A 22,428-nucleotide genomic window follows, 5' to 3' on the forward strand; every position below is an offset into this window, starting at 1 on the left:
TGGTCGGCGGGACGAACGGGTGGCTGGGCCGGCGATTCCACCCTTGTGCCCGTCGGCGGCGCGCACACCAACCTCAGATGAACACCCGGCCCCGGTCGGCCGCGGGTCCGCCCGTGTCCCGTACGGCTGCCGCCAGCAGCCGTACGCCGTTCTCGATCTCGGACGGGGCCAGATGCGCGTAGCCGAGAACCAGACGCACCGCCCGGTCCGTGCGGGGCGCGGTGCCGCAGTCGCCGAGCGGCCGCAGGGCGACCCCCGCGGCCGCCGCGCGCGCCAGGAACTCCGGCTCCGGGCCGTACCGTCCCGGCAGCGCGGCGATGATGTGGAGACCCGCGGCGATCCCGCTCACCTCGGTGCCGGGGAAATGCTCCGCCAGCATTGACGCGAGCGTGTCGCGGCGTTCGCGATAGGCACGCTGACAGCGGCGCAGCTGCCGGTCGTAGCCGCCCCGGGCGATGAAGTCGGCGAGCACCGCCTGGTCGACGGCGGGATTGCCCAGATCCATCGTGCGCTTGCGGTCGACGAGCTCGTCGGTCAGCGCCGCGGGCGCGAGGAGCCAGCCCAGCCGGAGTCCGGGTGCCAGCGACTTGCTCACCGAGCCGGTGTACGCGACGCGCTCGGGGTCGAGCCCCTGAAGGGCTCCGACCGGCGCTCGGTCGTATCGGAAGTCGCCGTCGTAGTCGTCCTCCACGATCAGCCCGTCCGCGGTGCGCGCCCAGTCCAGGAGTCGGCTGCGGCGAGCGGCGGAGTAGGCGATTCCGGTGGGGAACTGGTGCGCCGGTGTGGTGACGACCGCGCGTACGCCCGAGCGTACGAGGGGCTCGACGGCGAGGCCCTCGGCGTCGAGCGGCAGCCCGAGGGTGGTGACCCCCGCGGACGCGAACAGCGCGGAGTGCTCGGGACTTCCGGGGTCCTCGACGCCGACGGTCCGCAGCCCCCGCCCGTGCAGTACGAACCCCAGCAGGGTCGTCGCCTGGGCCACGCCGGAGCACACCACCAGGCGCTCCGGATCGGCGACCACCCCCCGGCGCCTGGACAGCAGCGCGGCCAGCGCCTCCCGCAGCGCGGGCAGCCCGCGCGGATCGGGGTAGCCGAGCGCGCTGTGAGGCAGCCGGCCGAGCACCGAGCGGTACGCGGCGGCCCAGGCGCCGCGCGGGAACAGGGACAGGTCGGGGGTGCCGGGCCGGAAGTCCACGCGTACGCCCACGGCGCGCGGCGCGAGATCACGCGCCCCCGGCACCGGCGCCCGGACCGACTCGCTCACCCAGGTGCCCGCGCCGCGTCCGCTGCGCAGATAGCCCTCGGCCGTGAGCTGCTCGTACGCCTCCGTGACCAGCCCCCGCGACACCCGCAGATCGGCGGCGAGCGCCCGGCTGGACGGCAGCCGGGTACCGGGTACGAGACGGCCGGAGCGCACGGCGTCGCGCAGCGCCGACTGCAGGGCGCGACCGCGTCGGCGAGCCGGTTCCGAGACGGCCGGGAGCAGCAACTCCCAGGCGGCGGAGGCGGGCTCGTCGCAACCCGGACGGTCCGGCGGCGGATTGGTCCCCGAAGACGTCATGAAAGTGGACCTTAATCGGGTCCGCCGCGCTGCCTAGCGTCGGTTCCATGAACGCCAGCTCTCTGCGCGGGCCGCTCCTCGCCGCCTTCGCCTGCATCCTCGTGGGTGCTTCCTTCACCGCCAACAGTGTTCTCGGCGAGTATCCGTACGCGGGCGGCCAGGCCCTGCGCTACGGCCTCGCGGCCCTTCTCCTCGTCCCCCTCCTGGCCCGCGACGGGCAGCCCCGGCCGACCGCCGTGCTGCGCACCCTCACCCCGCGCCAATGGGGACGGCTCGCCCTGCTGGCAGCCGTCGGCATGGTCGGGTTCAACCTCGCCGTGCTCGGCGCGGAACGGTCGGCGGAACCCGCCGTGCCCGGGGTGTTCGTCGGCTGCGCCCCGATCCTGGTCGCCGTGCTCGTCCCGCTGGCCGACGGCCGCAGGCCCACGCGCACGGTCCTGTACGCTGCCGCGCTCGTCGCCGCAGGGGCCTTCACCGTCCAGGGCTGGGGGCGCACGGACCTGGCGGGCATCCTCTGTTCGGCCGGTGCTCTCGCGGGCGAGGTGGGCTTCGCCGTCCTCGCCGTACCGGTCCTGCGGCCACTGGGGCCGAAGCTGCTCTCCGCCACGGTCTGCGCCATCGCCGCCGTCGAATCGGCCGGGCTCGGCGTGGTCCTCGACGGCGGGGGCGCTCTGAGGATGCCCACCGGGGCGGAGGCGGTCGCGCTGCTGTGGCAGGCAGCCGTGGTCACGGTGATCGGTTTCGTCTGCTGGTACATGGGCATGCAGCGCATCGGCGCCGAGCGCGCCACGCTCTTCTCCGGTCTGATCCCGGTCTCCGCCGCGCTCACCGCCCCGCTCGTCGGCACCGGTTCCTACGGGGCCGCACAGGCGGGCGGCAGCCTTCTGGTGGGGCTGGGCGTCGCCCTCGGATCGGGCGTCCTGAACCGGAACGGGGCGGCCCGGAGCGCGGAGGCGGCGCCCGGTGCGGGCTCAGCGACTGGTGTCGAGGACGACGCGCGCCACGAGCGCCGGATCATCGTTCATCGGCACATGGCCGCAGCCCGGCAGCCGGACCAGCCGGGCGCCGGGGATGGTGTGCTTGGCCCTGACCCCCTGGCGGCGCAGCAGGATCCGGTCCCGGCTGCCCCAGGCGACAGTCACGGGCAGCCCCGGCACATCGGCGGTGAACGCGGCGTTCCGCCCGGTGGCGAGCGTCCGGTGGAAACCGGTCGCCTCGCGCAGGGCGAGGGTCTCCGCGACGACGGCATCGGGTGAACGACGGCCGGGCCGGGCATAGATGGTGCTGGTCAGCGCGGTGCGTCCGGCCGCGCTGTGCGAGAGCCGCTCGATCAGCGGGACCGGCATCGCCGACGCCGCCCGCCGCATGGCCCGCAGCGTTCCGAACGCGTAGCGCCGCTCGCTCTCGGTCCAGAAACCGGCGGGCGAGAGGGCCGTCACCGACCGCACGAGCTTCTCCCGGCCCAGCTCCAGCGCCAGGAGACCGCCGAGCGAATTGCCCGCCACATGCGGACGGTCCAGGCCTATTTCCTCGCAGAACGCGCCGAGCACCCGCGCCACGGTCGACAGGTCGTACGGCAGTCCGTCGGGCAGCTCGGGCGAGGTACCGAAACCGGGGAGGTCGATGGCCGTCACGTCCCGCTCCACGGCGAGCACGGACACCACCGGGTCCCAGGCCTGACGGTGGTGACCGATGCCGTGGAGCAGGAGCAGCGGCTCACCGGAACCGGTCCGTTCATACGCCACGGACACCGTCCGAGGGCCGTTGGGCGAGTCGACGCTGAACGAGACCGTGGTGGCCATGCTGGTGCTCCCGGGGTGATCCGGCATGAACGGGCCATGCCTGAAGGCGACTTAGACGTCTCGTCAATAACAATTACCGTTCGGTAGCCTGCAGTTCAAGGGGGCGGGCGATTCGCGCTGGACAGGGTGGGACGGTTCGGCTGGGATGGAGGAGTGACAGCCGACACCGCGACCGATGTCTTCGAGAGCCACCGCCCCGTGCTCACCGGCGTCGCCTACCGCATGCTGGGCCGGGTCGCCGACGCCGAGGACGTGGTGCAGGAGGCCTGGCTCCGCTGGTCCTCCGCGCCCCGCGAGGATGTACGGGAGCCGCGCGCCTTCCTGATGAGGATCGTCACGCGCCTCGCCATCGACCGGCTGCGACAGGCCCGGTCCCGTCGTGAGGCGTACGTCGGGCCGTGGCTGCCGGAGCCGGTGGTGACCGACTTCGGACCGGCCGTGCCCGACACCGCGGAACGGGCTGTCCTGGCCGACTCCGTGTCGGTCGCCGTGCTCGTCGTCCTGGAGTCCCTCTCGCCGCTGGAACGCGCCGTCTTCGTGCTCCGCGAGGCGTTCGGCTTCCCCTACGCGGAGATCGCCGAGGCGCTGGACCGGACCGAGGCCGCGGTGCGTCAACTGGCGGGACGGGCGCGACGCCACGTGGAGGAGCGCAAACCGCGCTACGACGTCGACCCGGCCCACCGCCGTGACCTCACCGAGCGGTTCCTGGCCGCGGCGGCCGGAGGCGACATCGAAGAACTGCTGGCCCTGCTCGCGCCCGACGCGCGTCTGGTCGGGGACAGCGGCGGAAAGTCCAAGGCGCCCCTGCGGGTCATCGAGAGCGCCGACAAGGTGGGGCGCTTCCTCTTCGCGGTCGCCCATGGCCAGGCCGAGCCCTTCGATTCCCGGCTCCTGGAGTTCAACGGAGGGCCGGGCCTGCTGCTGTTCCTGGGCGGGAAGGTCGACTCGGTTCTTCAGGTGGATGTCAGGGACGGGCTCATCCAGTGCGTGTACATCGTGCGGAACCCTGACAAGCTCACGCGTTTCGCGGACCTCCCCAAGGAGTAGCGGAGCCGGGGCCCAGGCTCGGCCCGCCGCTCGCTGTGCGTTCGGCCGACGTCGGCGGCTCCGGCCCGCCCGGGGCTCCTGCTCTCCCGGGTCCGCGTCGTTTTCTGGCAGAACCTCCCGCATCGTGCGTGTTTGCGGTGCTTCGCCCTGTGCTGGCCCCACAGCTCTACGAACGTCCTGTGAACGCTCTGCGGCAGAAGCCCGTTTCGCTGTGTGACCGACCGAGGATTGGTCTTGACCAAGGATGTGTACGGTCTTATGGTCTCAACGTTAAGACAGGAACCTTTAATAAATAACATCGCGGAATAGCCGCTGGGCGATTGCGGAGGACAGGGTGGGGACCACGCAGCTGGAATCGGTGCAGGAGCCGAAGTACTGGCACCTCAAGACCGTGCTCAGTGAGGCACTCGACTCGGACTTTGCGGTGGGGGAGATCCTGCCCAACGAGCGCGAGCTCGCCGCCCGCTTCGGAGTCGCCCGAGCCACGCTCCGGCAGGCGCTGGAGCAGCTCGAACTCGAAGGCAGACTGCAACGCCGCCGCGGTGTCGGGACCACCGTCGCCCCGCCCCGCGTCGGAGTCGCCGTCTCCACGGCGCAGCGGGACTGGTCCGGCGGCGGCGCGGGGGAGGCCTGGCAGCCGGTGGACTGCACCATGGCGGTGGCGCCCTCCTCGGTGACCTCCGTGCTCGACGTGGAGGCAGAGGAAGCGGTGCACATCGTGCGCCGGATCCGAATGACCCACGGACAGACGGTCGCGGCGGAGCTCCTCTACGTCCCGTCCTCGTCCGTGCCCGAACTCTCCGCGATCGAGGCCCCGTCCGGGCCCGCACGGGCCCGCGGAGTCCTGCGCGAGCTGCACCGACTCGGTCTCGACGGCCAGGACCGGTCGGTGGAGCTGGGGTCGGCGCGGGCGGACGACGCCAAGGAGCTCGACCGGCTTCCCGGTGCTCCCGTGCTCGTCGTCACCACCCGCTACCTCGTGGCGGGCGGTACCGCCGCGCTCTCCGTCGCCACCTACCGGGCCGACACCTGCCGACTCACCTTCGGTGACTCGGGCGACCTGGAGATCAGCCACCACGACCAGGAGCGCCAGGCGTCCTGAGCGCGGTCGGCTCGACCGACTCCACCGGCTTCCCGTCGGAACTCACGGCCCGTCGCGCTCAGCGGCGGGCCGTCACCGATCCCTCCACCGCGAAGAGCTGCTCCTCGACATGGTCGAGCGCCAGCCGCAGGGCGCCGGTGCCCACCGCGGCCTCACCGAGCAGCGACAGCGTCACCCGCGGCGGCCGAAGGCAGTAGCGGGCCAGTTCATTACGGAGCGGGTCCAGCACATCGTCCAGTCCGGTGGCCCAGCCGCCCACCACCACGAGCTCCGGGTCCAGCGCCAGGGCCAACGCGGCGACATCGTGCACCAGGCGCTGGATGAAGCGCTCGACCGCCGCCTGCGCCCGGACATCGCCCCGCCGGGCCTCCGCGAACACATGGGCGACCGCGGGTTCGTCCAACGGATCGAGCGGGGTGTCCGTCGTGGACAGCAGCCGCTCCGGAGTCACTTCACGGCCGAGTAGATGCAGCGCACCGATCTCGCCCGCCGCACCGCCGAAGCCGCGGTGCAGCCGCCCACCGATCAGCGAACCGGCCCCCGGACTCAGACCCGCCAGTACGAACACGATGTCGTCGGACTCGGTGGCCGCACCCTTCCAGTGCTCCGCGACGGCCGCGGCATTCGCGTCGTTCTCCACCAGGACGGGGCAGCGGAAGGAGCGCCTCAACCGCTCGCCGAGCGCGAGACCCGTCCAGCCGGGCAGGGCGGTCCCCAGCCGTACCGTCCCGTCCGCCTCCACGATGCCGGGGCTGCCCACGCCCACCGCACGGAGGCTGCTCCGGGCCACACCCGTCCGGCGCAGGAGATCGGCCACCACGGCCCTGACCTTGTCGAGCCGGTCGTCGGCGCAGGCGGTCTCCGAGACCTCGCGGGCGCCCGCGCCGATGATCCGTCCGTCCAGCCCCGACAACAGCGCCGAGACACGGTGCGGACCGATCTCGATGCCGAGGAGATGACCGGCCTCGGCACGGAACCGGAACCGGCGGGCCGGACGCCCCTGACGTCGGGCCTCGCCCTCGTCCGGTACCGACTCGACGACCAGTCCGGCCTCGAAGAGCCCCTCCATGACGCCTTCGACCGTAGGCCGGGACAACCCGGTGATCCGGGTCAGGTCCGTCAGCGTGGGGGAGTCGGCGCCACGCAGAGCGTGCAGCACCACCGCGGAATTGATGCGTCGCAACAGCGACGGATCCCCACCGGTCAGCCGGCCCACGGTGTGTCCTCCCAGCTCTAGCGCATGTCAGGCGGATGGTACTCGCTGCCCAGGTACGGGGCGACCGCGGGCCGTGACGGGTTTTCCCGGCCGGGGGTTTCAGCCAGGAGCGACGAACCCGGATTCGTACGCCGCGATCACCGCCTGGGTGCGGTCTCTCGCACCCAACTTGGCAAGCACCGAGCTGACATGGGTCTTCACCGTCTCGACACCGACCACGAGTTTGGCGGCGATCTCCGCGTTGGACAGGCCACGGGCCATCAGCCGGAGGACCACCGACTCCCGCTCGGTGAGCGCCGCCCGCTCCATGACGGCGCGCGCCTTGCTCGTCCCGTACTCGGCGGCGAGCTGCCGGACCGCTGCCGGGAAGAGCAGCGACTCGCCTTCGGCGACCAGGCGTACCGCGTGCACGATCTCGGCGGGCCGGGCGCGCTTGAGCAGGAAGCCGTCCGCACCGGCACGCAGCGCCTCGTAGACGTACTCGTCGTTCTCGAAGGTGGTCACCACCAGGATCTTCGGCGGGTCCGGCACCGTGCGCAGCACCACCCGCGTGGCCTCTATGCCGTCCATCAAGGGCATTCGCACATCCATGGCCACCACGTCGGGGCGCAGCTGACGCAGCAGCGGGATCACGGCGGCGCCGTCCCCCGCCTCGCCCACCACCTCGATATCGGGCTGAGCCTCCAGGACCGCGCGCAACCCCGCGCGGACCAGGGGTTCGTCGTCGACCAGAAGCACGCTAACCGCCATTGGGCCAGCCTACGGGCTGCCCAAGGGGGCCCTGGCCGACGTACGGCCGGCATCGGACCACAATCCCCGCCTGCCTTCCCGCCCTGCTGCCCACCCGTCCGGAGACGTCCTGGTGGATGCTCCTGGTGCCGCACCGGGCGCCCCTGTCGGTCCGGTACGCAGGTGCCACCTCCGCCCCGTGACGGATGGCCGACGCCGCCGCAGGCGGATTCTCCACGGCTCACGGAGCAACCCTCAGACCGTCCAGCGGCAGGCTCACATGCACCCGCCATATCCCCTCGTGCGGGCCCGTCTCGGCCTTCCCGCCCAGCAGAGAGGCCCGCTCCCGAATGCCCCGCAGCCCGCTTCCGCCCCCCGGTGCCACAGTCGTCCGCGTAAGCGGGTTGGTGACTTCCAGCTCCAGCCGGCGGTTGGCGACGGCGATCCGCACCCGGACGGGAACCGCCCCCGAATGACGCAGCACGTTGGTGAGGGACTCCTGGAGAATGCGGTACCCCTCGCGGGATATCGCGCCCGGCACCTGCTCCAACGGACCCGACACGTCCGCGTCGATCTTCGCACCCGAACCGCGCGCGGAGTCCAGGAGCCGGTCCGCTTCCACCAGCGTCGGCCGCTGCCCCATCGGGGGGCCGGATTCACGCAGCACCCGCAGGACCCGTTCCAGATCATCGAGCGCGTCCCGGCCCGTCTCCTCGATCGCGGCCAGTGCCCGTTCGGTGAAGTCCGGGTCGTGAGCCGCTCTGGCCGCGCCTGCCTGCACGACCGCGACCGTCAACGCGTGCCCGATCGAGTCGTGCAACTCACGTGCGATGCGGTTGCGCTCCAGCAACTGCTCGGTGCGCTCCTCCAGAGCGGTCAACCGCTGCACCTGCGAAGGGCCGAGAAGACGTCGAGCGCACGCGGTGGCCAACCGACCGCTGATGACGACGACGGAGAGCAGCACCAGGAGCGGCAGGGGCGCCAGCACGGCATACCACCAGTGCGGTTCCACCGCGGGCAGCAGCGATTCATCGCTCGGGCCGTTGCCGAATGAGGTGAGGACGATGTCCACCGTGGTTGCCGACAGCCACACCGTGGCGAACCCCACGGGAATCGCGAGCACTATGCGCGTTTCCAGCCACAGCACCGTTCTCCAGCGATCGGGCCACGTAGCCGCTTTGGCGGCCGAGATCGTGGGATGGGCACGGCCTCTCTGCTCGGGCGCGAGCAGAAGCTGTGCCTGTATCCCCTCGGCGAGCCGCATGCCGGGCACGAGTCCGACCGGCACAGCGAGGAGCGCGGGCACCCAGGGGGTCTCCGGGGAGATGAACACCCACACGCTGTAGCCCGCCATCGGCATGAGGAGATGAAGCCACCGGGTGTAGGTGGCCGATGCGGCGAGCGGGTGCAGGAGACGGAACATGCGGCCATCGTGCCAGTGCGCCCGGCCGTGGCGGCTCCCCCGCGAGAGGGAGACGGTACCCGCTCGTGGGGGAGGCGAGGCGTGCGGCACGGCCGCGAGGCTTGGGACATGACCAGCATCGACGTCCATGAACTCACCAAGGAATTCGGCACGACCCGCGCCGTGGACAACCTGACGTTCAGCGTGCGACCCGGACGTGTCACCGGGTTCCTCGGCCCCAACGGCGCGGGCAAGTCGACCACCATGCGACTCGTTCTCGGCCTCGACCGGCCCACCGGCGGCACGGCCACCATCGGCGGGCAGCCCTACGCCACCCTCACCGATCCGCTGCGCCGGGTGGGCGCCTTGCTGGACGCCCAGGCCGCGCATGGCGCACGCACCGCGCGGAATCATCTGCTCGCCCTGGCGGTCAGCAACGGCCTCGGTGCGCGCAGGGTCGAGGAAGTCCTGGAGGAGGCCGGCCTCGGCGAGGTGGGCGCAGCTCGGATCAAGACCTTCTCACTCGGTATGCGACAGCGGCTGGGCATAGCGGCAGCCCTGCTGGGTGATCCGGAGGTGGTGATGCTGGACGAGCCGTCCAACGGCCTGGACCCGGAGGGAATCATCTGGATCCGCGAGCTGATGAAGCGGCTCGCCCGCGAGGGACGTACGGTCCTGGTCTCCAGCCATCTGATGAACGAGACCTCGTCGTTCGCGGACCAGCTCGTGATCCTCGGCCGCGGCCGGCTCCTCGCCGACCTTCCGATGCAGGAGTTCCTGGACTCCCGCAGCAGACCCCGTGCACACGTACGCACGACCGAGTCCGCACGGCTGCGCGACGTTCTGGTCCGCAGGGGGTACGACCCTGTGCGGGGCGAGGACGGCCGTTGGGCCGTCGAGGGAGCCAAGGCAGGGGAGATCGGAGCGATAGCCGCCACCGAAGGCATCGCGATCCTCGAACTCGCCGACGAGCAGGCCACGTTGGAACAGGCATATCTCGACCTCACCGCCGATGCCACGGAATTCGCGTCGGCCCCGTCCGTCAACCGTCAGGAGGCCTGACCATGTCGACCACCGCAGTGCTGCGTTCCGAGTGGATCAAGATGAGATCGCTCCGTTCCGCGGCGGGATCACTGATAGCCGTCCTCGTCGTGACCCTCGCCATCACCTTGCTCGTCTTCCCCACCGTCGGTGTGTCGGAGGCGTCCCACACCGGTGCCGATCCGGTCTTCGGCGCCTTCTACGCACTGAACTTCGGGCAGATCGCGGCCATCAGCTTCGGGGCGACCGTACTCTCCTGCGAGTACCTCAACGGAGCTCTGCGGATATCACTGGCCGCTGTGCCGCGCCGCAATCTCCTCTACGCCGCCAAGATGGCCGTTGTCGGGGCGCCGGCGCTCGCCGTGGGCCTGGTCAGCAGCTTCAGTACCTTCCTCCTGGGACAGCTGTTCCTGGGGAAGTACGCGATCGACCTGGGCGAGCCGGGGGCTCTGCGCGCGGCGTTCGGCGGCGGCGTCTACCTGGCGTTGATGGCCCTGTTGGCGGCCGGACTCACCGTCGTGCTGCGCAGCGCCGTCGCCGCGCTCAGCCTGCTCATCCCGTTCGTGCTCATCGTCTCCTTCGTGGTCGGCGATGCCTCCAGCGGTGTCGCACAGTTCCTGCCGGACAGGGCGGGACAGTTGGTGCTTCAGCAGAACCCCGAGGGAAGCCTCGGGCCGTGGGGCGGACTCGCGGTGACCGCGGCCTGGGCCGTGGCCGCACTGCTGGCGGGCTGGTGGGCGGTCCGGCGCAGGGACGCGTAGACCACCACGACGAGTTCGAGACGGTGCGGAGAATCCGTCATGCGGCCCAGAACCACTGAAACCGCCTCAAAGCTTCTGTCGACGAGCGGATTGTCAGTGCCGGGCGGTTTACTGGCGGCATGACCACCGCACATCATCTCCGCCTCATCGACACGATGCGCACCTTGGACTTTCCCACGGAGCGCATCCGGTCCGGCTCGGGAGTGAGTGGGCCCGGGTATCACACAGCATCCCTGCACGCGGATGTCGATCACTGGGACGACGACGAAGTGCGGAGGCTGGAGCACCGGGCCCAGTGCCTCGCGGAGCACGACGCGCTGCTGACGCTGCTCACCGGTCGCTGGGGCGAACCGCAGATGGTCAGCCTGTGGAGCGCACAGGAGCGGATGGCCTCCGGGGAGGAGATACCGGAGGCCTGGGCCGAGACGATTGCGGGCTGCGAGTATCTCCAGCTGTGGAGGATCGAGGACCGTTGGATCGCCATGGGGCTCTACCTGGAGGAGGAAGGTCCCGGGTGTGAGCTGAGCGTCGTGGTGACCGAGATCGATCCCCCCTGAGGCGAACCGGCAGCTGTCCAGTGGCCCTCCCCGCCGAACGGGCACCGGGCCGTCTGCCGTGGCGACCGGGCGGGGAGAGGGTGAACCGCGCCGCGGGGGTTCTGCCCGAGGGGGGCGACGGTGCCGGGCCGGTCGCCACGGCAGACGGCCCGGTGCCGGTGTGGAAGTCGGTGAGGGGCAGACGTCGGGGGTGTGACGGTGCGGGGGTGCTTCAGGGCCCGGCGATGGTGCGGACGGTGTCGGGGTCGACGTGGGCGAGGAGGCGTCCGTACTCCTCCGCCATGGTCTGAGCGGTCCAGTGGGCGTTCAGTCCACTGGGGTTGGGCAGGGCCCAGACACGGGCATCGCCGATCGTGTGGTCCTGCGGCCCGATGCGGGCCGAGGGCCTGCGGAAGGCGGTGCGGTACGCGGTGACACCGACGACCGCCAGCCACTGCGGCCGCAGGTCCTCGACCTTCGCCGCGAGGATCTTCCCGCCCTCGCGGAACTCCTCGGCGGACAGCTCGTCCGCGCGGGCGGTGGCCCGCGCGACCACATTGGTGATGCCCAGGCCGTACCGCAGCAGCTCGGTCTGCTCGTCCGGCTTCAACTGCCGGGGGGTGAAGCCGGACCGGTGGAGTACCGGCCAGAAGCGGTTGCCGGGGTGGGCGAAGTGATGGCCCGTAGCCCCTGTCATGAGGCTCGGGTTGATTCCGCAGAACAGCACACGCAGGCCGCCCGCAACCACATCGGGAACGGTGCGGTCGCGGGCGGCCTGGAGCTCTTCGGGTGTCATCGGGCTGCGGTCGAGGCCGTCAGAGGATGGAGCCCGGCGTGTACGCGGCGGCCTCGGGGTGCTGCTTGGCGAGCTCCTCGATGCGGGCGATCAACGCGGTGACCTGGTCGCCCGCCGCCCCCGTGAAGGAGAGCTTGTCGGCCATCAGGGCGTCGAGCTGCGCGCGGTCCAGCGGGATGCGGTCGTCGGCGGCGAGCTTGTCGAGCAGCTCATTGCGCTCGGCGCCCTGCTCGCGCATGGCGAGGGCCGACGCGACGGCGTTCTCCTTGATCGCCTCGTGGGCGACCTCACGGCCGACACCCGCGCGCACCGCGCCCATCAGGACCTTGGTCGTGGCGAGGAACGGGAGATAGCGGTCCAGCTCGCGGGCGACGACGGCCGGGAACGCTCCGAACTCGTCGAGCACCGTCAGGAAGGTCTCCAGCAGACCGTCGAACGCGAAGAAGGCGTCCGGGAGCGCCACACGACGGACCACGGAGCAGGACACGTCGCCCTCGTTCCACTGGTCGCCGGCCAGTTCGCCGGTCATCGACGCGTAGCCGCGCAGGATCACCATCAGGCCGTTGACGCGCTCGCAGGAGCGGGTGTTCATCTTGTGCGGCATCGCGGACGAGCCGACCTGTCCCGGCTTGAAGCCCTCGGTCACCAGCTCGTGCCCGGCCATCAGGCGGATCGTCTTGGCCACCGACGAGGGCGCCGCGGCCAGCTGGACCAGCGCGGTCACCACGTCGTAGTCGAGGGAGCGGGGGTAGACCTGGCCGACCGAGGTGAAGGCCTGTGCGAAGCCCAGGTGCGCGGCGATGCGCTGTTCGAGGTCCGCGAGCTTCCCGGCGTCGCCGCCCAGCAGGTCGAGCATGTCCTGAGCCGTGCCCACGGGGCCCTTGATGCCGCGCAGCGGGTAGCGGCCCAGCAGGTCCTCCAGGCGCCCGTACGCCACCAGGAGCTCGTCGGCGGCTGTCGCGAAGCGCTTGCCGAGCGTGGTCGCCTGAGCGGCGACGTTGTGCGAGCGACCGGCCATGACCAGCTCGCGGTACTCGCCCGCCAGCTTGCCGAGCCTGGCCAGGACCGCCACCGTGCGGTCGCGCATCAGTTCCAGGGAGAGCCGGATCTGAAGCTGTTCGACGTTCTCCGTGAGGTCCCGGGACGTCATGCCCTTGTGGACCTGCTCGTGGCCGGCGAGGGCGTTGAACTCCTCGATCCGGGCCTTGACGTCGTGCCGGGTGACCTTCTCGCGCTCGGCGATCGAGGCCAGGTCGACCTGGTCGAGGACACGTTCGTAATCGGCGAGCGCGGCGTCCGGTACCTCGATCCCGAGGTCCTTCTGAGCGCGCAGCACCGCCAGCCACAGCTGGCGTTCCAGCTTCACCTTCTGCTCGGGGGACCAGAGGACGGCCAGCTCCGTGGAGGCGTAGCGGCCGGCCAGGACATTGGGGATGCGAGGCTTCGCAGACACAGCAGTCACGTGTCCAGAGCTTACCTGCCGTCTCCAGCGGTCCGTGAGCGCCCGCAGGGTCCGCGGGGTCAGGGAAGGACCAGGTCAGAGGCGCCGCCCGGGTGACCTTCTCGCGCACCGCGTGCGACGCCTGCGGGACGAGACGGCCCCGGCCCCGGCCCCGGGCCCGGCCCCGGCCCCGGCTTCGGTCTCGGCCGTGGCTTCGACCCCGGCCCGGTCCCCTCCGTGAGCGCAGCGACGCCGCACCCGGAGGTGCTGGCCGCAGAGACGCCGGGCCCGGAGGCGCCGGGCCGGGCAACGGCGCGCCCGCAAGCGCCGTACATGGACGGAGCCCCGCCGGGAATCCGGCGGGGCTCCGGTCGGGGCTCCGTGGTGCGGCGGGCCGCGGTCCGGTCACCGCGGGCCGCGGTGCTCCGGCACGAGGGCGCCCGGCGCGCTCACGGCGCAGGAGATCAACGGCGGCCGTAGTACAGCGAGCCGTGGGCGGTGTCCGGCAGGTACAGCACGTCGTTCCCGTCCGAGTCGCGGCGCACCGCGAGCCGGTCCGCGCCCACGCCCGGCGCGGCGGACTGCGAGGTCCAGGTGCTGCCCGTCGCCGTCGCGGCGAAGACGCGGTCGGTGCCGGAGCCGGTCACGTAGTAGACGCGCCCGGTGTCCGTCTCGTCCCAGGTGATGCCGAGGGCCGCGGCGGTCTGGCCGCCGGAGTACACGGTCTGGCGGGCCCAGCCGCCGCCGCTCGGAGCCGCGTAGTAGACGCGGAAGTCGCCGGCGCTGTCGGCCGAGCGGTAGCGGTAGGCGACCTTCGGGGTGGAGCCGTCGAGGGTGAGCTTGGCGCTCTGCACCGCCGGACCCGTGTAGGCGTTGTCGATGCTCCACTCCTCGCCCGCGGTGAGGTCCTGGATCACATCGGATGTCGCGGGCGTCACCGGAGTCGTGGTGGCCGCGCCCGCGCTGTCCGTGAAGGCACCGGTCGACGGGTCGTAGCGCAGATAGGAGAGCTGGTGCCGGAAAGCGGTCGCCGGGGCCTTGGCCCACTCGTACAGGAGGTGCACGCGTCCGGCGGCGTCCACCGTCAGGTCGTCGGGGTAGACGGAGCGGTTCGGCGCACCGGCGAAGGTGGCGACCACGCTCCACCGCGCGGCGGTGTTGTCCCAGCGGTACAGCTTGCCGGGCCGCTGGTCGGCACCGGCGCCCACGCGGGCGGCCAGGTACAGATCGCCGTTGGGCGCGGTCGTCACGACCGGGTAGGTGATGCCCACGCCCTGGTCGGGCAGCTCGGCCGCGTGGTCCGTGACGTCTCCGCCGGGGGCCTCGGTGCGGAAGTAGCGCCAGGCGTTGGCGTGCATGGAGGCGAACACGTGCAGGCGGCCGCTGCCGTCGCGCGCGACGGACGGCTGGTTGTGACCGTTGTCGTCGGCGAACTCGGCCTGCTGACCGTTCTTGTCGAGCAGCGGCAGACGGCTCCAGACCCCGTCCGGGTCGCGGCGCGCGATGGCGGGGCGGTGCGTGGCGGCCGTCGCCCCGGGCTCGTTGAAGGCGAAGTACGTGTACTGGCCGCGGCCCTTGTACGTGGCGGCCGGAGTCCACCACGCGGCCTGGTTCGACGAGTCCATCGCGTACGGGACCTTCTCGATCACCGTGGTCGAGGCTGCCGTGAGGTCCGTGCTGTCGGCCTGGGCGGCCGGGACGAGCGTGAGCAGAGCGGCCAGGGCCGCGGCCGAGGCGGCGTACGCGCGTGCCGTGGGACGACGCAAGGTGAACTCCTTCGCGGGCGTGATGGTGAGGGGGCGGAACGGGAGGGACCCGAAGAGCGGCCCACCCCTCCGCCGCGCCGGAAACTTACAACAGATCCCATACTGTGAATAGAGATTGCGCAATGCGGATCTGAAGTACGTCCTAAGGAAGGAATATGCAGGCATGGCAAGGGGCCCGGCGAAGGGCGTACCCCTTCGCCGGGCCCCGGACTGCCGTGCTCCGGTTCAGCGCCTGATGAGGTCCGTGACCTCCTCGGCGGCCTTCTTCATCGCGTCCTTCGGCTTCGACTTGCCGACCAGGACCGCCTGGACCTGCTTGGCCACCGCCTCCTCGATCTGCGCGTTCTGCGCGAACTGCCAGAACGGGCTGCCGGTCGCCGTGTCCGTGATCTTCTCGGTCCACTCGGTGGTGAAGGTGTCCTTCGCGACCTTCGGGTCGGCCAGGCCGGCCGTGGTCGACGGCGGCAGCGCGCGGGCGGCGAAGTAGTCGGTGACGGTCTCGCGGTCGGACGTGGCGTGCAGCGCGAACTCCGTGGCCGCGTCCTGCCCCTTGCCCTTGACGATCGCGATCACACCGCCCCACAGCAGCGCCTGCGGGGTGTCCCCGGCGCGCAGCACCGGTCGCTTCATCGGCTGCATCGCGTCGGCCAGCGTCTTGTCCTTGGACTGCGCCGCGGTCACGCCCTTGCCGATGATGGCGTCGTCGTAGAAGGCGGCCTTGCCCTGCCCGAACAGGGCACGGGCGTCGAAGCGGTCCACGTCGGCGGCGATCAGCTTCTCGTCGTGCAGCTTCTTGTACCAGGTGACCGCGTCGATGGAGGCGTCGTCGCCGATGGTCACCTTGCTGTCCTCCAGGAGCGTGCACCCGAAGGTCTGCATCCACGGGAAGATGTCCTTGAGCTGCGCGACCTTGGTGGCCGCGGCGTAGGGCACGACACCGCCGCCGAGCCCCTTCAGCTCCCGCAGCGCGCCCTCGAACTCCTCCACGGTGGTCGGGTGCTTCTTGATGCCGGCCTTCTCCAGGAGCTTGGAGTTGGCGATCACGCCGATGGAGCCGGTGTTCCAGGGCAGGCCGTACTGCTTGCCGTCGTACATGCCGCTGTCCAGCGCCACGTTGGTGTAGCCGCCCTTCAGGGCCACGGAACCGAGGTCGGCGAGCTTGCCCATCTGCGCCACCGCGGCGAGCCAGGCGATGTCGAGGTGCACCGCGCCGGTCGTCTCGCCGCCGCCCAGCTTGAGGGTGAGCTGGCTCAGGTACTCGTTGTACGGGTACGAGACCGCGCGGACCTTGGAGCCCTCGGCCTTCTCCCACGCCGCGATGATCTTCTCGATCGAGGGCTTGGCCGCCTCCTCGTTGAGCGACCAGGAGGTGAAGTCGAAGTTCTTGGACTTCGTGTCGCCGCCGCCGGAGGTGCCGGCGCCGGACGGCGCACAGGCGCCGAGCGCGCCGACGCCGGCCACACCGAGCGCGCCGATGCCGAACATGCGCAGTGCGTCGCGCCGGGTGATGCCAGAGGTGGTCATGGTGTCTCCATGGGATTGGGCGGAAGGGGACGTGCGTGGGGGAGAGTGCGGGCGGGGCCCGGCGGCTCAGCTCTTGACCGACCCGGCGGTCATGCCGCCGACGAGGTAGCGCTGCAGGAACATGAAGGCGACGACCACCGGCGCGGACACCACCAGCGAGGCGGCCATCAGCTCGGGCCAGGCCGTCTGGAACTCGCCGATGTAGGTGGAGACGAGGCCGGGCGGCAGCGTCTGCTTCTCCTTGTCGGCCAGCGTCACCGCGAAGATGAAGTCGTTCCAGCCGCGGACGAAGGCGAACAGCCCGGCGGCGATCATCCCGGGCGCGGCCAGCGGCGCCACGATGGAGTGCAGCGTCCGCCAGCGGGACGCGCCGTCGATGGACGCGGCCTCCAGCAGCGCGTCCGGGATGGTGTCGAAGATCCCCTTCAGCATCCAGACGCACAGCGGCATCGTGAACGTGGTGAAGGACAGCACCAGGGCGGTGTACGTGTTCAGCAGGCCGAAGCTGGAGAACACCGCGTACAGCGTCACCAGCAGGAGCGCCTGCGGGAACATCTGGGAGGCCAGCACCATGTGCATCAGCGACCGCCGCCCGCGGTAGCGGAACTTGGAGAACGAGTAGCCCATGTACGTGGCGACGACCACGCTCAGCACGGCGGTGATCGAGGCCACGACGAGGGAGTTGACCAGGTAGGTGATCAGCTGGTCGTTCTCGGCGAGCGCCGTGAAGTTGCTGAAGGTGATCTCGGTCGGGATGAGCTTCGGCGGGAACTGGAAGGTCTGCTCGGGGCTGCTCAGGGCGGTGACCAGCAGCCAGTAGACCGGCAGCATGCCGAAGGCGCCGATCACCAGGACCGCGGTCCAGGCGGCGATCCGCGAGCGCAGCAGGTCCTTGCGCATCCGGCGTCGCGAGGTGCGTCCGGCCGGTCTGGCGGCGGCCCTCCGCCGGTCGGCGCGGGACAGCGGGGTGGTGGTCATGGAGGTCATCGGGCGTCGCCCTTCCGCTCGGTGATCCTGAGGTAGACGACGACCAGGATGAGCAGCAGCACCATCCACAGGCCGCCCAGCGCGGTCGCCCGGCCGATGTCGAAGCCCTTGAAGGCGGTCTGGTACACGGCGGTCGCGAAGGTCTCGGTGGTGCCGGCCGGTCCGCCGCCGGTGAGCACGTAGATGGTGTCGAAGTGCTGGAAGTTCCAGATGAACTCCAGCAGCAGCACGATCGAGGCGACCCCGCGGACCTGGGGCCAGGTGACGGCGAAGAAGCGCCGGATCGAGCCCGCCCCGTCCATCGACGCGGCCTCGTGCAGTTCCTTCGGCACGGTCTGCAGACCGGCCAGGAGCATCACCATCATCCAGGGGAAGCTCGCCCAGGTCTTGGTGACGATGACGGCCAGCATGGCGGTGCCGGGCTGGCCGAGCCAGGAGATCGACTCCTCGATGATCCCGGCCTTCATGAGGACGCCGTTCAGTACGCCGTAGTTCGCGTTGAAGATCCACATCCAGAGGAAGGAGACCACCACGCCCGGGATCACCCAGGGGAAGAGGAACAGCCCGCGCAGGAAGCCGCTGCCCTTCAGGCCCGAGTTCAGCGCGAGCGCCAGGGCGAAACCGACCACGAAGGGGACGAGCGTCGCGCCGACGGTGAAGATCAGCGTCTGCTTGAGGATCGTGAGGAACTCGCCGTCCAGCCAGTAGCTGAAGTTCTCCAGGCCGACGAACTCCCGGCCCGGCAGGCGCAGATCCTGCTTGAAGAAGCCGGTGAACAGGGCGGACACCAGCGGATAGATGATGATCGCCGCGAACAGGGCGAGCCCCGGTGCGGTCAGCAGCAGTGCGAACGCGCCGTTGGAGAGCCGTCCGCCGGACCGCTCACGGCGTGGAGCGGCCTTCTGCGGAGGTGCGGCCGTACTCATGGGTGTGTCCTCTCGAACGGGGCGGGAGCGGTGGTACAGGGCATGGCACGGGAGCCCGTGCGCCGGTGGACGGACGTGACGTGGCCGGGAGTGAGCGGCGAGCCGCGCCGTCCCCTGCTTCGACCGAGGCTCCGTCCCCACGCCATGCATGCTCCGTCGAACGCAAGTTGCAGCATGCGGGATCGTTCTCCATATCGTGCGACGGCGTCAACCCTTTTGGTCGGTGAATCGCCGGTTCCGGACAGGCCGGCGAAGGTGCCGCACATGCCATGAGCTTGGCTTTGGCCCACGGCGGCGATGTCGTCGGCTGCGCTGGAAACTTACAACACATCCCACTGTACGAACAGTGGTTGCACAATATGGATGTGATGTACGTTCAAGGCCGCTCCGCTGCGGCGGAGAGCATCCGAGCATCACACCAAGGAGGCCGCACCGTGCGGGAAGAAGAGGTCCATTACGACATCGCCGTCATCGGCGGTGGCCTGGCGGGGACCTGCGCGGCCATTGCCGCGGCCCGGCTCGGCCGACGCGTCGCCCTGGTCAACAACCGGCCCGTCCTGGGCGGCAACGCCAGCAGCGAGGTGCGCGTCTGGGTCTGCGGCGCCACGGCCCACGGTGTGCACCGCTGGGCCCGTGAGACCGGCATCATGGGCGAGCTGTACACCGAGAACCAGTACCGCAACCCCGAGGGGAACCCGTACTACTGGGACCAGGTGGTCCTCGACGCCGTCCGGGCCGAGCCGAACATCGACCTGTACCTCAACACCGACGTCCGGGAGGCCGATGCGAGCGGCCCGGACGACGCACGCCAGGTGCACTCCTGCACGGGCTGGATGATGGGCTCCGAGCGGCGCATCACCTTTCACGCACGGCAGTTCCTCGACTGCACCGGCGACGGCCTGCTCGGCCACCTCGCCGGCGCCCACTACCGGATCGGCCGCGAGGCGCGCTCGGAGTTCGGGGAGCCCTGGGCGCCGGAGGACGGCGACGAGGCGCTGCTCGGGTCGACGATCCTGTTCCACACCAAGGACACCGGCCGGCCGGTGAAGTTCGTGCGCCCCGACAGCGCCCGCGACCTCACCACCACGCCCATCCTGCGCAACCGCGTCCTGCGCACCGGCGACAACGGCTGCGACTACTGGTGGATCGAGTGGGGCGGCGAGCTGGACACCGTCCACGACAACGAGCGCATCCGCGATGAACTCCAGGCCGTGATCATGGGCATCTGGGACCACATCAAGAACTCCGGCGAATTCCCGGACGCCGAGAACCTGACCCTGGAATGGGTCGGCAGCCTCCCCGGCAAGCGCGAGTACCGCCGCTTCCTCGGCGACCACATGCTGACCCAGCAGGACATCCTCGAACAGCGGCAGTTCACCGACCGTGTGGCCTTCGGCGGCTGGTCCGTCGATCTGCACCCGGTGCAGGGCATGTACGCCGACGAGCCCGGCGCCCGCCAGCGGTACGCGGACGGCGTCTTCCACATCCCGCTGCGCTCCCTCTACTCGAAGAACGTCACCAACCTCCTGTTCGCCGGGCGCAACATCTCCGCCACCCACATCGCCTTCGGTGCCACCCGTGTCATGGCCACCTGCGCCACGCTCGGCGAGGCCGCGGGCACGGCAGCCGCCCTGTGCGTCGCCGAAGGGATCGGCCCGCGCGAACTCGCCACCGACCACCCCGAGCTGGTACGCCGCACCCTGCTGCGGCAGGACGCCTCGGTCATCGGCCTGTTGGACGACGACCCCGGCAACCTGGCGCGCACGGCCCGCGTCAGCGCCTCCTCGCACCTGAGCCGCCTGGCAGCCGAGCCCACCGACGACGTGCCCGGTGAGCCGTACCCGCTCAGCCGCGACCTCGGGCTGCTGCTTCCGGTGGACCCGGCGCTCGACACGGTCGACCTGCTCGTCCACGGCGCCCCGGACGAGCGGACGAGCGAACTCACCGTGGAGCTGTGGAGCACCGGCCGCCCCGAGAACGCGGTCCCCGTCGACCACCTGCTCACCACCTCGGTGACGGTGCCCGCCGGCGGACCGCACTGGGTCACGGCCCGACTCGACCACCGCCCGGACGCCCCGGAGAACGTCGTCCTGATCGTGCGCGCCTGCCGGGACGCGGCACTGGTCCTGGTCCCCGAGCGCACCGACGGCGTCCTCGCCCTGCGCAGCAGGGTCGACGGGGACGCGGCCGTCGACCACGACATCCCGGAGGAGGAGGGGCAGCTGGTCCTGGAGTGGCAGGCCCGCGGCCTGCGCCGCCGGACCTTCGCCTTCCGGGCCGCCCCGGACACCGCCGCGTTCCTGCCCGAGCGTGCCGTCGGCGGATTCCAGCGCGCCTACGGGGGACCGCAGATGTGGTCGTCCGAAGCGCTGCCCGACACCGACCGGGCCGCCCAGTGGCTGCGCCTCGACTGGGACGAGGCGCACGAGCTCACCGAGACGCGCCTGGTGTTCGACGACGACGTCGACGAGTACCTCAACAACCTGCACCGGCACCGCACCCCGTTCGAGGTCATGCCGGAACTGGTCCGCGACTACCGCGTCCAGAGCCGCGAGCCCGACGGCACCTGGCACACGCTGCTGACCGTGACGGGCAACCGCCGCCGCCACCGCGTGCACGCGCTGGAGGGCCCGGACGGCGGGCCGGTGCGCACCGACGCGCTGCGGCTCGTGGTCGACGCGACCCACGGGGCGCGGCACGCGCACGTGACCGCCTTCAAGGCGTACGGAGCGTAGTCGCACGGCGAAGGGGCCGTGCGGAGGCCGAACAGCCCCCGCACGGCCCCTTCGCCGTGCGCTTCAGAGGGCGCCGAGGGCCTGGCTGATGGCGTCGGCCGCCTCGATGACCTCGCGGGTCAGGGCCAGCCGCTGTCCCTCGGCCTCGGAGTGGTTGCCGAGGAGGGAAGTGGGGCCCCACAGGGAGATGGCGGCGACGACGTCCCCCGAGGCGTCGCGGACCGGCGCGGCGAGCGAGGCGCGGCCCAGGGCGCGCTCCTCGGCCTCGATGGCGTAGCCCGTGCGGCGGACGGTGTCGATCTCGCCGTCGAGGAGGTCGTGGCTGGTCGTCGTGTAGTCGGTGTGGGCCACGAGCGGCTCGGGGAGCAGCTTGCGGCGCTCCTTGGGGCTGAGCCCGGTGAGGAGGCATTTGCCGATGCTGGTGGCGTGCAGCGGGGCGGTGTGCCCGGCCTGCGTGTACGACTTCGGGGCGCGGCGCCCCTCGAAATTGCACAGGAACATCAGCTCGGTGCCCCGGCGGACGGCGACATTGGCCCCGAGTCCGGTGCGGGTGGCGAGGTCCTGGAGGACCATGCGGGCGGCACGGTGGACGGGGTGGCGGTTGGTGGCCGTGGCGGCCAGCGGGAGGATGCCGAGGCTGAGGCGGTAGAGGTTGCTGACGGGGTCGCGTTCCACCATGTCGAGGCGTTCGAGCGTGGACAGGAGGCGGGACGTGGTGGAGGAGCCCAGTCCGGTGAGTTCGGCGACGTCGGAGACGCGCAGTTCCGGACGGCCGGAGTCGAGTGCGCGCAGCACCGAGACCGCTCGTTCGACGCTCTGGTTCGTCCCGGCGTCGGTCGCCCGCGTGGCCATGACCCTCCTCGTTTTGCAAACGGCTTGCACAATCTGCATCAGCATATCGTGGCGACCTGAGCCCTGTTCCTGGAATTCCTCGGCTCGCGGCCGGAGCGTATACGGGTCGGCCCACCGTGCCGCAGGAGGCGCACATGGGCGGACACCGGCCACGCGAAGGGAAAGGGCATGGCCGGACGAGGGCCTACGCGAGTGGCTCCGGCC

The 22,428-nt window shown here is 71.0% G+C and carries 18 protein-coding genes and 1 pseudogene; 7 read left to right on the plus strand and 12 right to left on the minus strand.

All coding sequences use genetic code 11. From position 1 onward, the window contains the following. Positions 1-73 precede the first annotated feature (73 nt). The gene (locus ACFVFH_RS34035) at positions 74-1,561 is read right to left on the minus strand and encodes a PLP-dependent aminotransferase family protein (RefSeq protein ID WP_383776281.1); all 1,488 of its coding nucleotides are present in this window, start codon (positions 1,559-1,561) and stop codon (positions 74-76) included. A 47-nt stretch (positions 1,562-1,608) separates the two neighbouring features. Here ACFVFH_RS34035 and ACFVFH_RS34040 point away from each other — a divergent pair. Beyond that, positions 1,609-2,457 (plus strand): annotated as a pseudogene (locus tag ACFVFH_RS34040) (DMT family transporter); the annotation flags it as partial. A 75-nt stretch (positions 2,458-2,532) separates the two neighbouring features. Here ACFVFH_RS34040 and ACFVFH_RS34045 read toward each other — a convergent pair. Then, the gene (locus ACFVFH_RS34045; protein WP_383776283.1) at positions 2,533-3,363 is read right to left on the minus strand and encodes an alpha/beta fold hydrolase; all 831 of its coding nucleotides are present in this window, start codon (positions 3,361-3,363) and stop codon (positions 2,533-2,535) included. Between the two features lie 153 nt (positions 3,364-3,516). Here ACFVFH_RS34045 and sigJ point away from each other — a divergent pair, with 153 nt between their 5' ends. Together sigJ and ACFVFH_RS34055 are read left to right on the plus strand one after the other, a co-directional pair. Beyond that, positions 3,517-4,410: an RNA polymerase sigma factor SigJ gene (gene sigJ / locus ACFVFH_RS34050; RefSeq protein ID WP_383776286.1), complete on the plus strand. Its 894-nt coding sequence runs from the start codon at positions 3,517-3,519 to the stop codon at positions 4,408-4,410. Between the two features lie 334 nt (positions 4,411-4,744). Continuing rightward, the gene (locus ACFVFH_RS34055) at positions 4,745-5,512 is read left to right on the plus strand and encodes a GntR family transcriptional regulator (RefSeq protein WP_383776289.1); all 768 of its coding nucleotides are present in this window, start codon (positions 4,745-4,747) and stop codon (positions 5,510-5,512) included. Positions 5,513-5,570: 58 nt separating this feature from the next. On the opposite strand, the gene ACFVFH_RS34060 is transcribed toward ACFVFH_RS34055, so the two are convergent. The 3 genes from ACFVFH_RS34060 to ACFVFH_RS34070 all read right to left on the minus strand — a co-directional run bounded on the left by ACFVFH_RS34060 (position 5,571) and on the right by ACFVFH_RS34070 (position 8,880). After that, positions 5,571-6,728, minus strand: a complete 1,158-nt coding sequence (locus tag ACFVFH_RS34060; protein WP_383776292.1) for an ROK family protein — start codon at positions 6,726-6,728, stop codon at positions 5,571-5,573. 99 nt (positions 6,729-6,827) lie between these two features. Then, positions 6,828-7,478, minus strand: a complete 651-nt coding sequence (locus tag ACFVFH_RS34065; RefSeq protein ID WP_383776295.1) for a response regulator — start codon at positions 7,476-7,478, stop codon at positions 6,828-6,830. 220 nt (positions 7,479-7,698) lie between these two features. Next, positions 7,699-8,880, minus strand: coding sequence for a sensor histidine kinase (locus ACFVFH_RS34070; RefSeq protein WP_383776298.1), 1,182 nt, complete (start codon positions 8,878-8,880; stop codon positions 7,699-7,701). A gap of 108 nt (positions 8,881-8,988) precedes the next feature. On the opposite strand from ACFVFH_RS34070, the gene ACFVFH_RS34075 reads away from it, so the two are divergent. The 3 genes from ACFVFH_RS34075 to ACFVFH_RS34085 all read left to right on the plus strand — a co-directional run bounded on the left by ACFVFH_RS34075 (position 8,989) and on the right by ACFVFH_RS34085 (position 11,218). Continuing rightward, on the plus strand, positions 8,989-9,921 hold the full coding sequence (locus tag ACFVFH_RS34075; RefSeq protein WP_383776300.1) for an ATP-binding cassette domain-containing protein: 933 nt from the start codon (positions 8,989-8,991) through the stop codon (positions 9,919-9,921). A 2-nt stretch (positions 9,922-9,923) separates the two neighbouring features. Further along, positions 9,924-10,661: an ABC transporter permease gene (locus ACFVFH_RS34080; protein WP_383776303.1), complete on the plus strand. Its 738-nt coding sequence runs from the start codon at positions 9,924-9,926 to the stop codon at positions 10,659-10,661. 119 nt (positions 10,662-10,780) lie between these two features. Continuing rightward, entirely contained in the window at positions 10,781-11,218 is a 438-nt protein-coding gene (locus ACFVFH_RS34085) for a hypothetical protein (protein ID WP_383776306.1), read from the plus strand. A gap of 211 nt (positions 11,219-11,429) precedes the next feature. Here the strand turns inward: ACFVFH_RS34085 and mug are convergent, their stop codons facing one another. The 6 genes from mug to ACFVFH_RS34115 all read right to left on the minus strand — a co-directional run bounded on the left by mug (position 11,430) and on the right by ACFVFH_RS34115 (position 18,637). Next, positions 11,430-11,993, minus strand: coding sequence for a G/U mismatch-specific DNA glycosylase (gene mug, locus ACFVFH_RS34090; protein ID WP_383776309.1), 564 nt, complete (start codon positions 11,991-11,993; stop codon positions 11,430-11,432). 19 nt (positions 11,994-12,012) lie between these two features. Then, on the minus strand, positions 12,013-13,455 hold the full coding sequence (gene purB, locus ACFVFH_RS34095; protein WP_383776311.1) for an adenylosuccinate lyase: 1,443 nt from the start codon (positions 13,453-13,455) through the stop codon (positions 12,013-12,015). Between the two features lie 443 nt (positions 13,456-13,898). Next, the gene (locus ACFVFH_RS34100; RefSeq protein ID WP_383776313.1) at positions 13,899-15,200 is read right to left on the minus strand and encodes a BNR-4 repeat-containing protein; all 1,302 of its coding nucleotides are present in this window, start codon (positions 15,198-15,200) and stop codon (positions 13,899-13,901) included. A gap of 225 nt (positions 15,201-15,425) precedes the next feature. Further along, positions 15,426-16,724, minus strand: coding sequence for an extracellular solute-binding protein (locus tag ACFVFH_RS34105; protein ID WP_383776315.1), 1,299 nt, complete (start codon positions 16,722-16,724; stop codon positions 15,426-15,428). Positions 16,725-16,790: 66 nt separating this feature from the next. After that, positions 16,791-17,711 carry a carbohydrate ABC transporter permease gene (locus ACFVFH_RS34110; RefSeq protein ID WP_383776317.1) on the minus strand — a complete coding sequence of 307 codons (921 nt, stop codon included), beginning with the start codon at positions 17,709-17,711 and terminating at the stop codon, positions 16,791-16,793. Further along, entirely contained in the window at positions 17,708-18,637 is a 930-nt protein-coding gene (locus ACFVFH_RS34115; RefSeq protein WP_383776320.1) for a carbohydrate ABC transporter permease, read from the minus strand. The genes ACFVFH_RS34110 and ACFVFH_RS34115 overlap by 4 nt, the downstream gene beginning before the upstream one ends. A 434-nt stretch (positions 18,638-19,071) precedes the next feature. Here ACFVFH_RS34115 and ACFVFH_RS34120 point away from each other — a divergent pair, with 434 nt between their 5' ends. Then, the gene (locus ACFVFH_RS34120; protein WP_383776323.1) at positions 19,072-21,372 is read left to right on the plus strand and encodes an FAD-dependent oxidoreductase; all 2,301 of its coding nucleotides are present in this window, start codon (positions 19,072-19,074) and stop codon (positions 21,370-21,372) included. Positions 21,373-21,435: 63 nt separating this feature from the next. Here ACFVFH_RS34120 and ACFVFH_RS34125 read toward each other — a convergent pair whose 3' ends face one another. Next, positions 21,436-22,224, minus strand: a complete 789-nt coding sequence (locus tag ACFVFH_RS34125) for an IclR family transcriptional regulator (RefSeq protein WP_383776325.1) — start codon at positions 22,222-22,224, stop codon at positions 21,436-21,438. Between the last annotated feature and the right edge of the window lie 204 nt (positions 22,225-22,428).

It is taken from the genome of Streptomyces sp. NPDC057697, assembly GCF_042799335.1.
Lineage (GTDB): Bacteria > Actinomycetota > Actinomycetes > Streptomycetales > Streptomycetaceae > Streptomyces.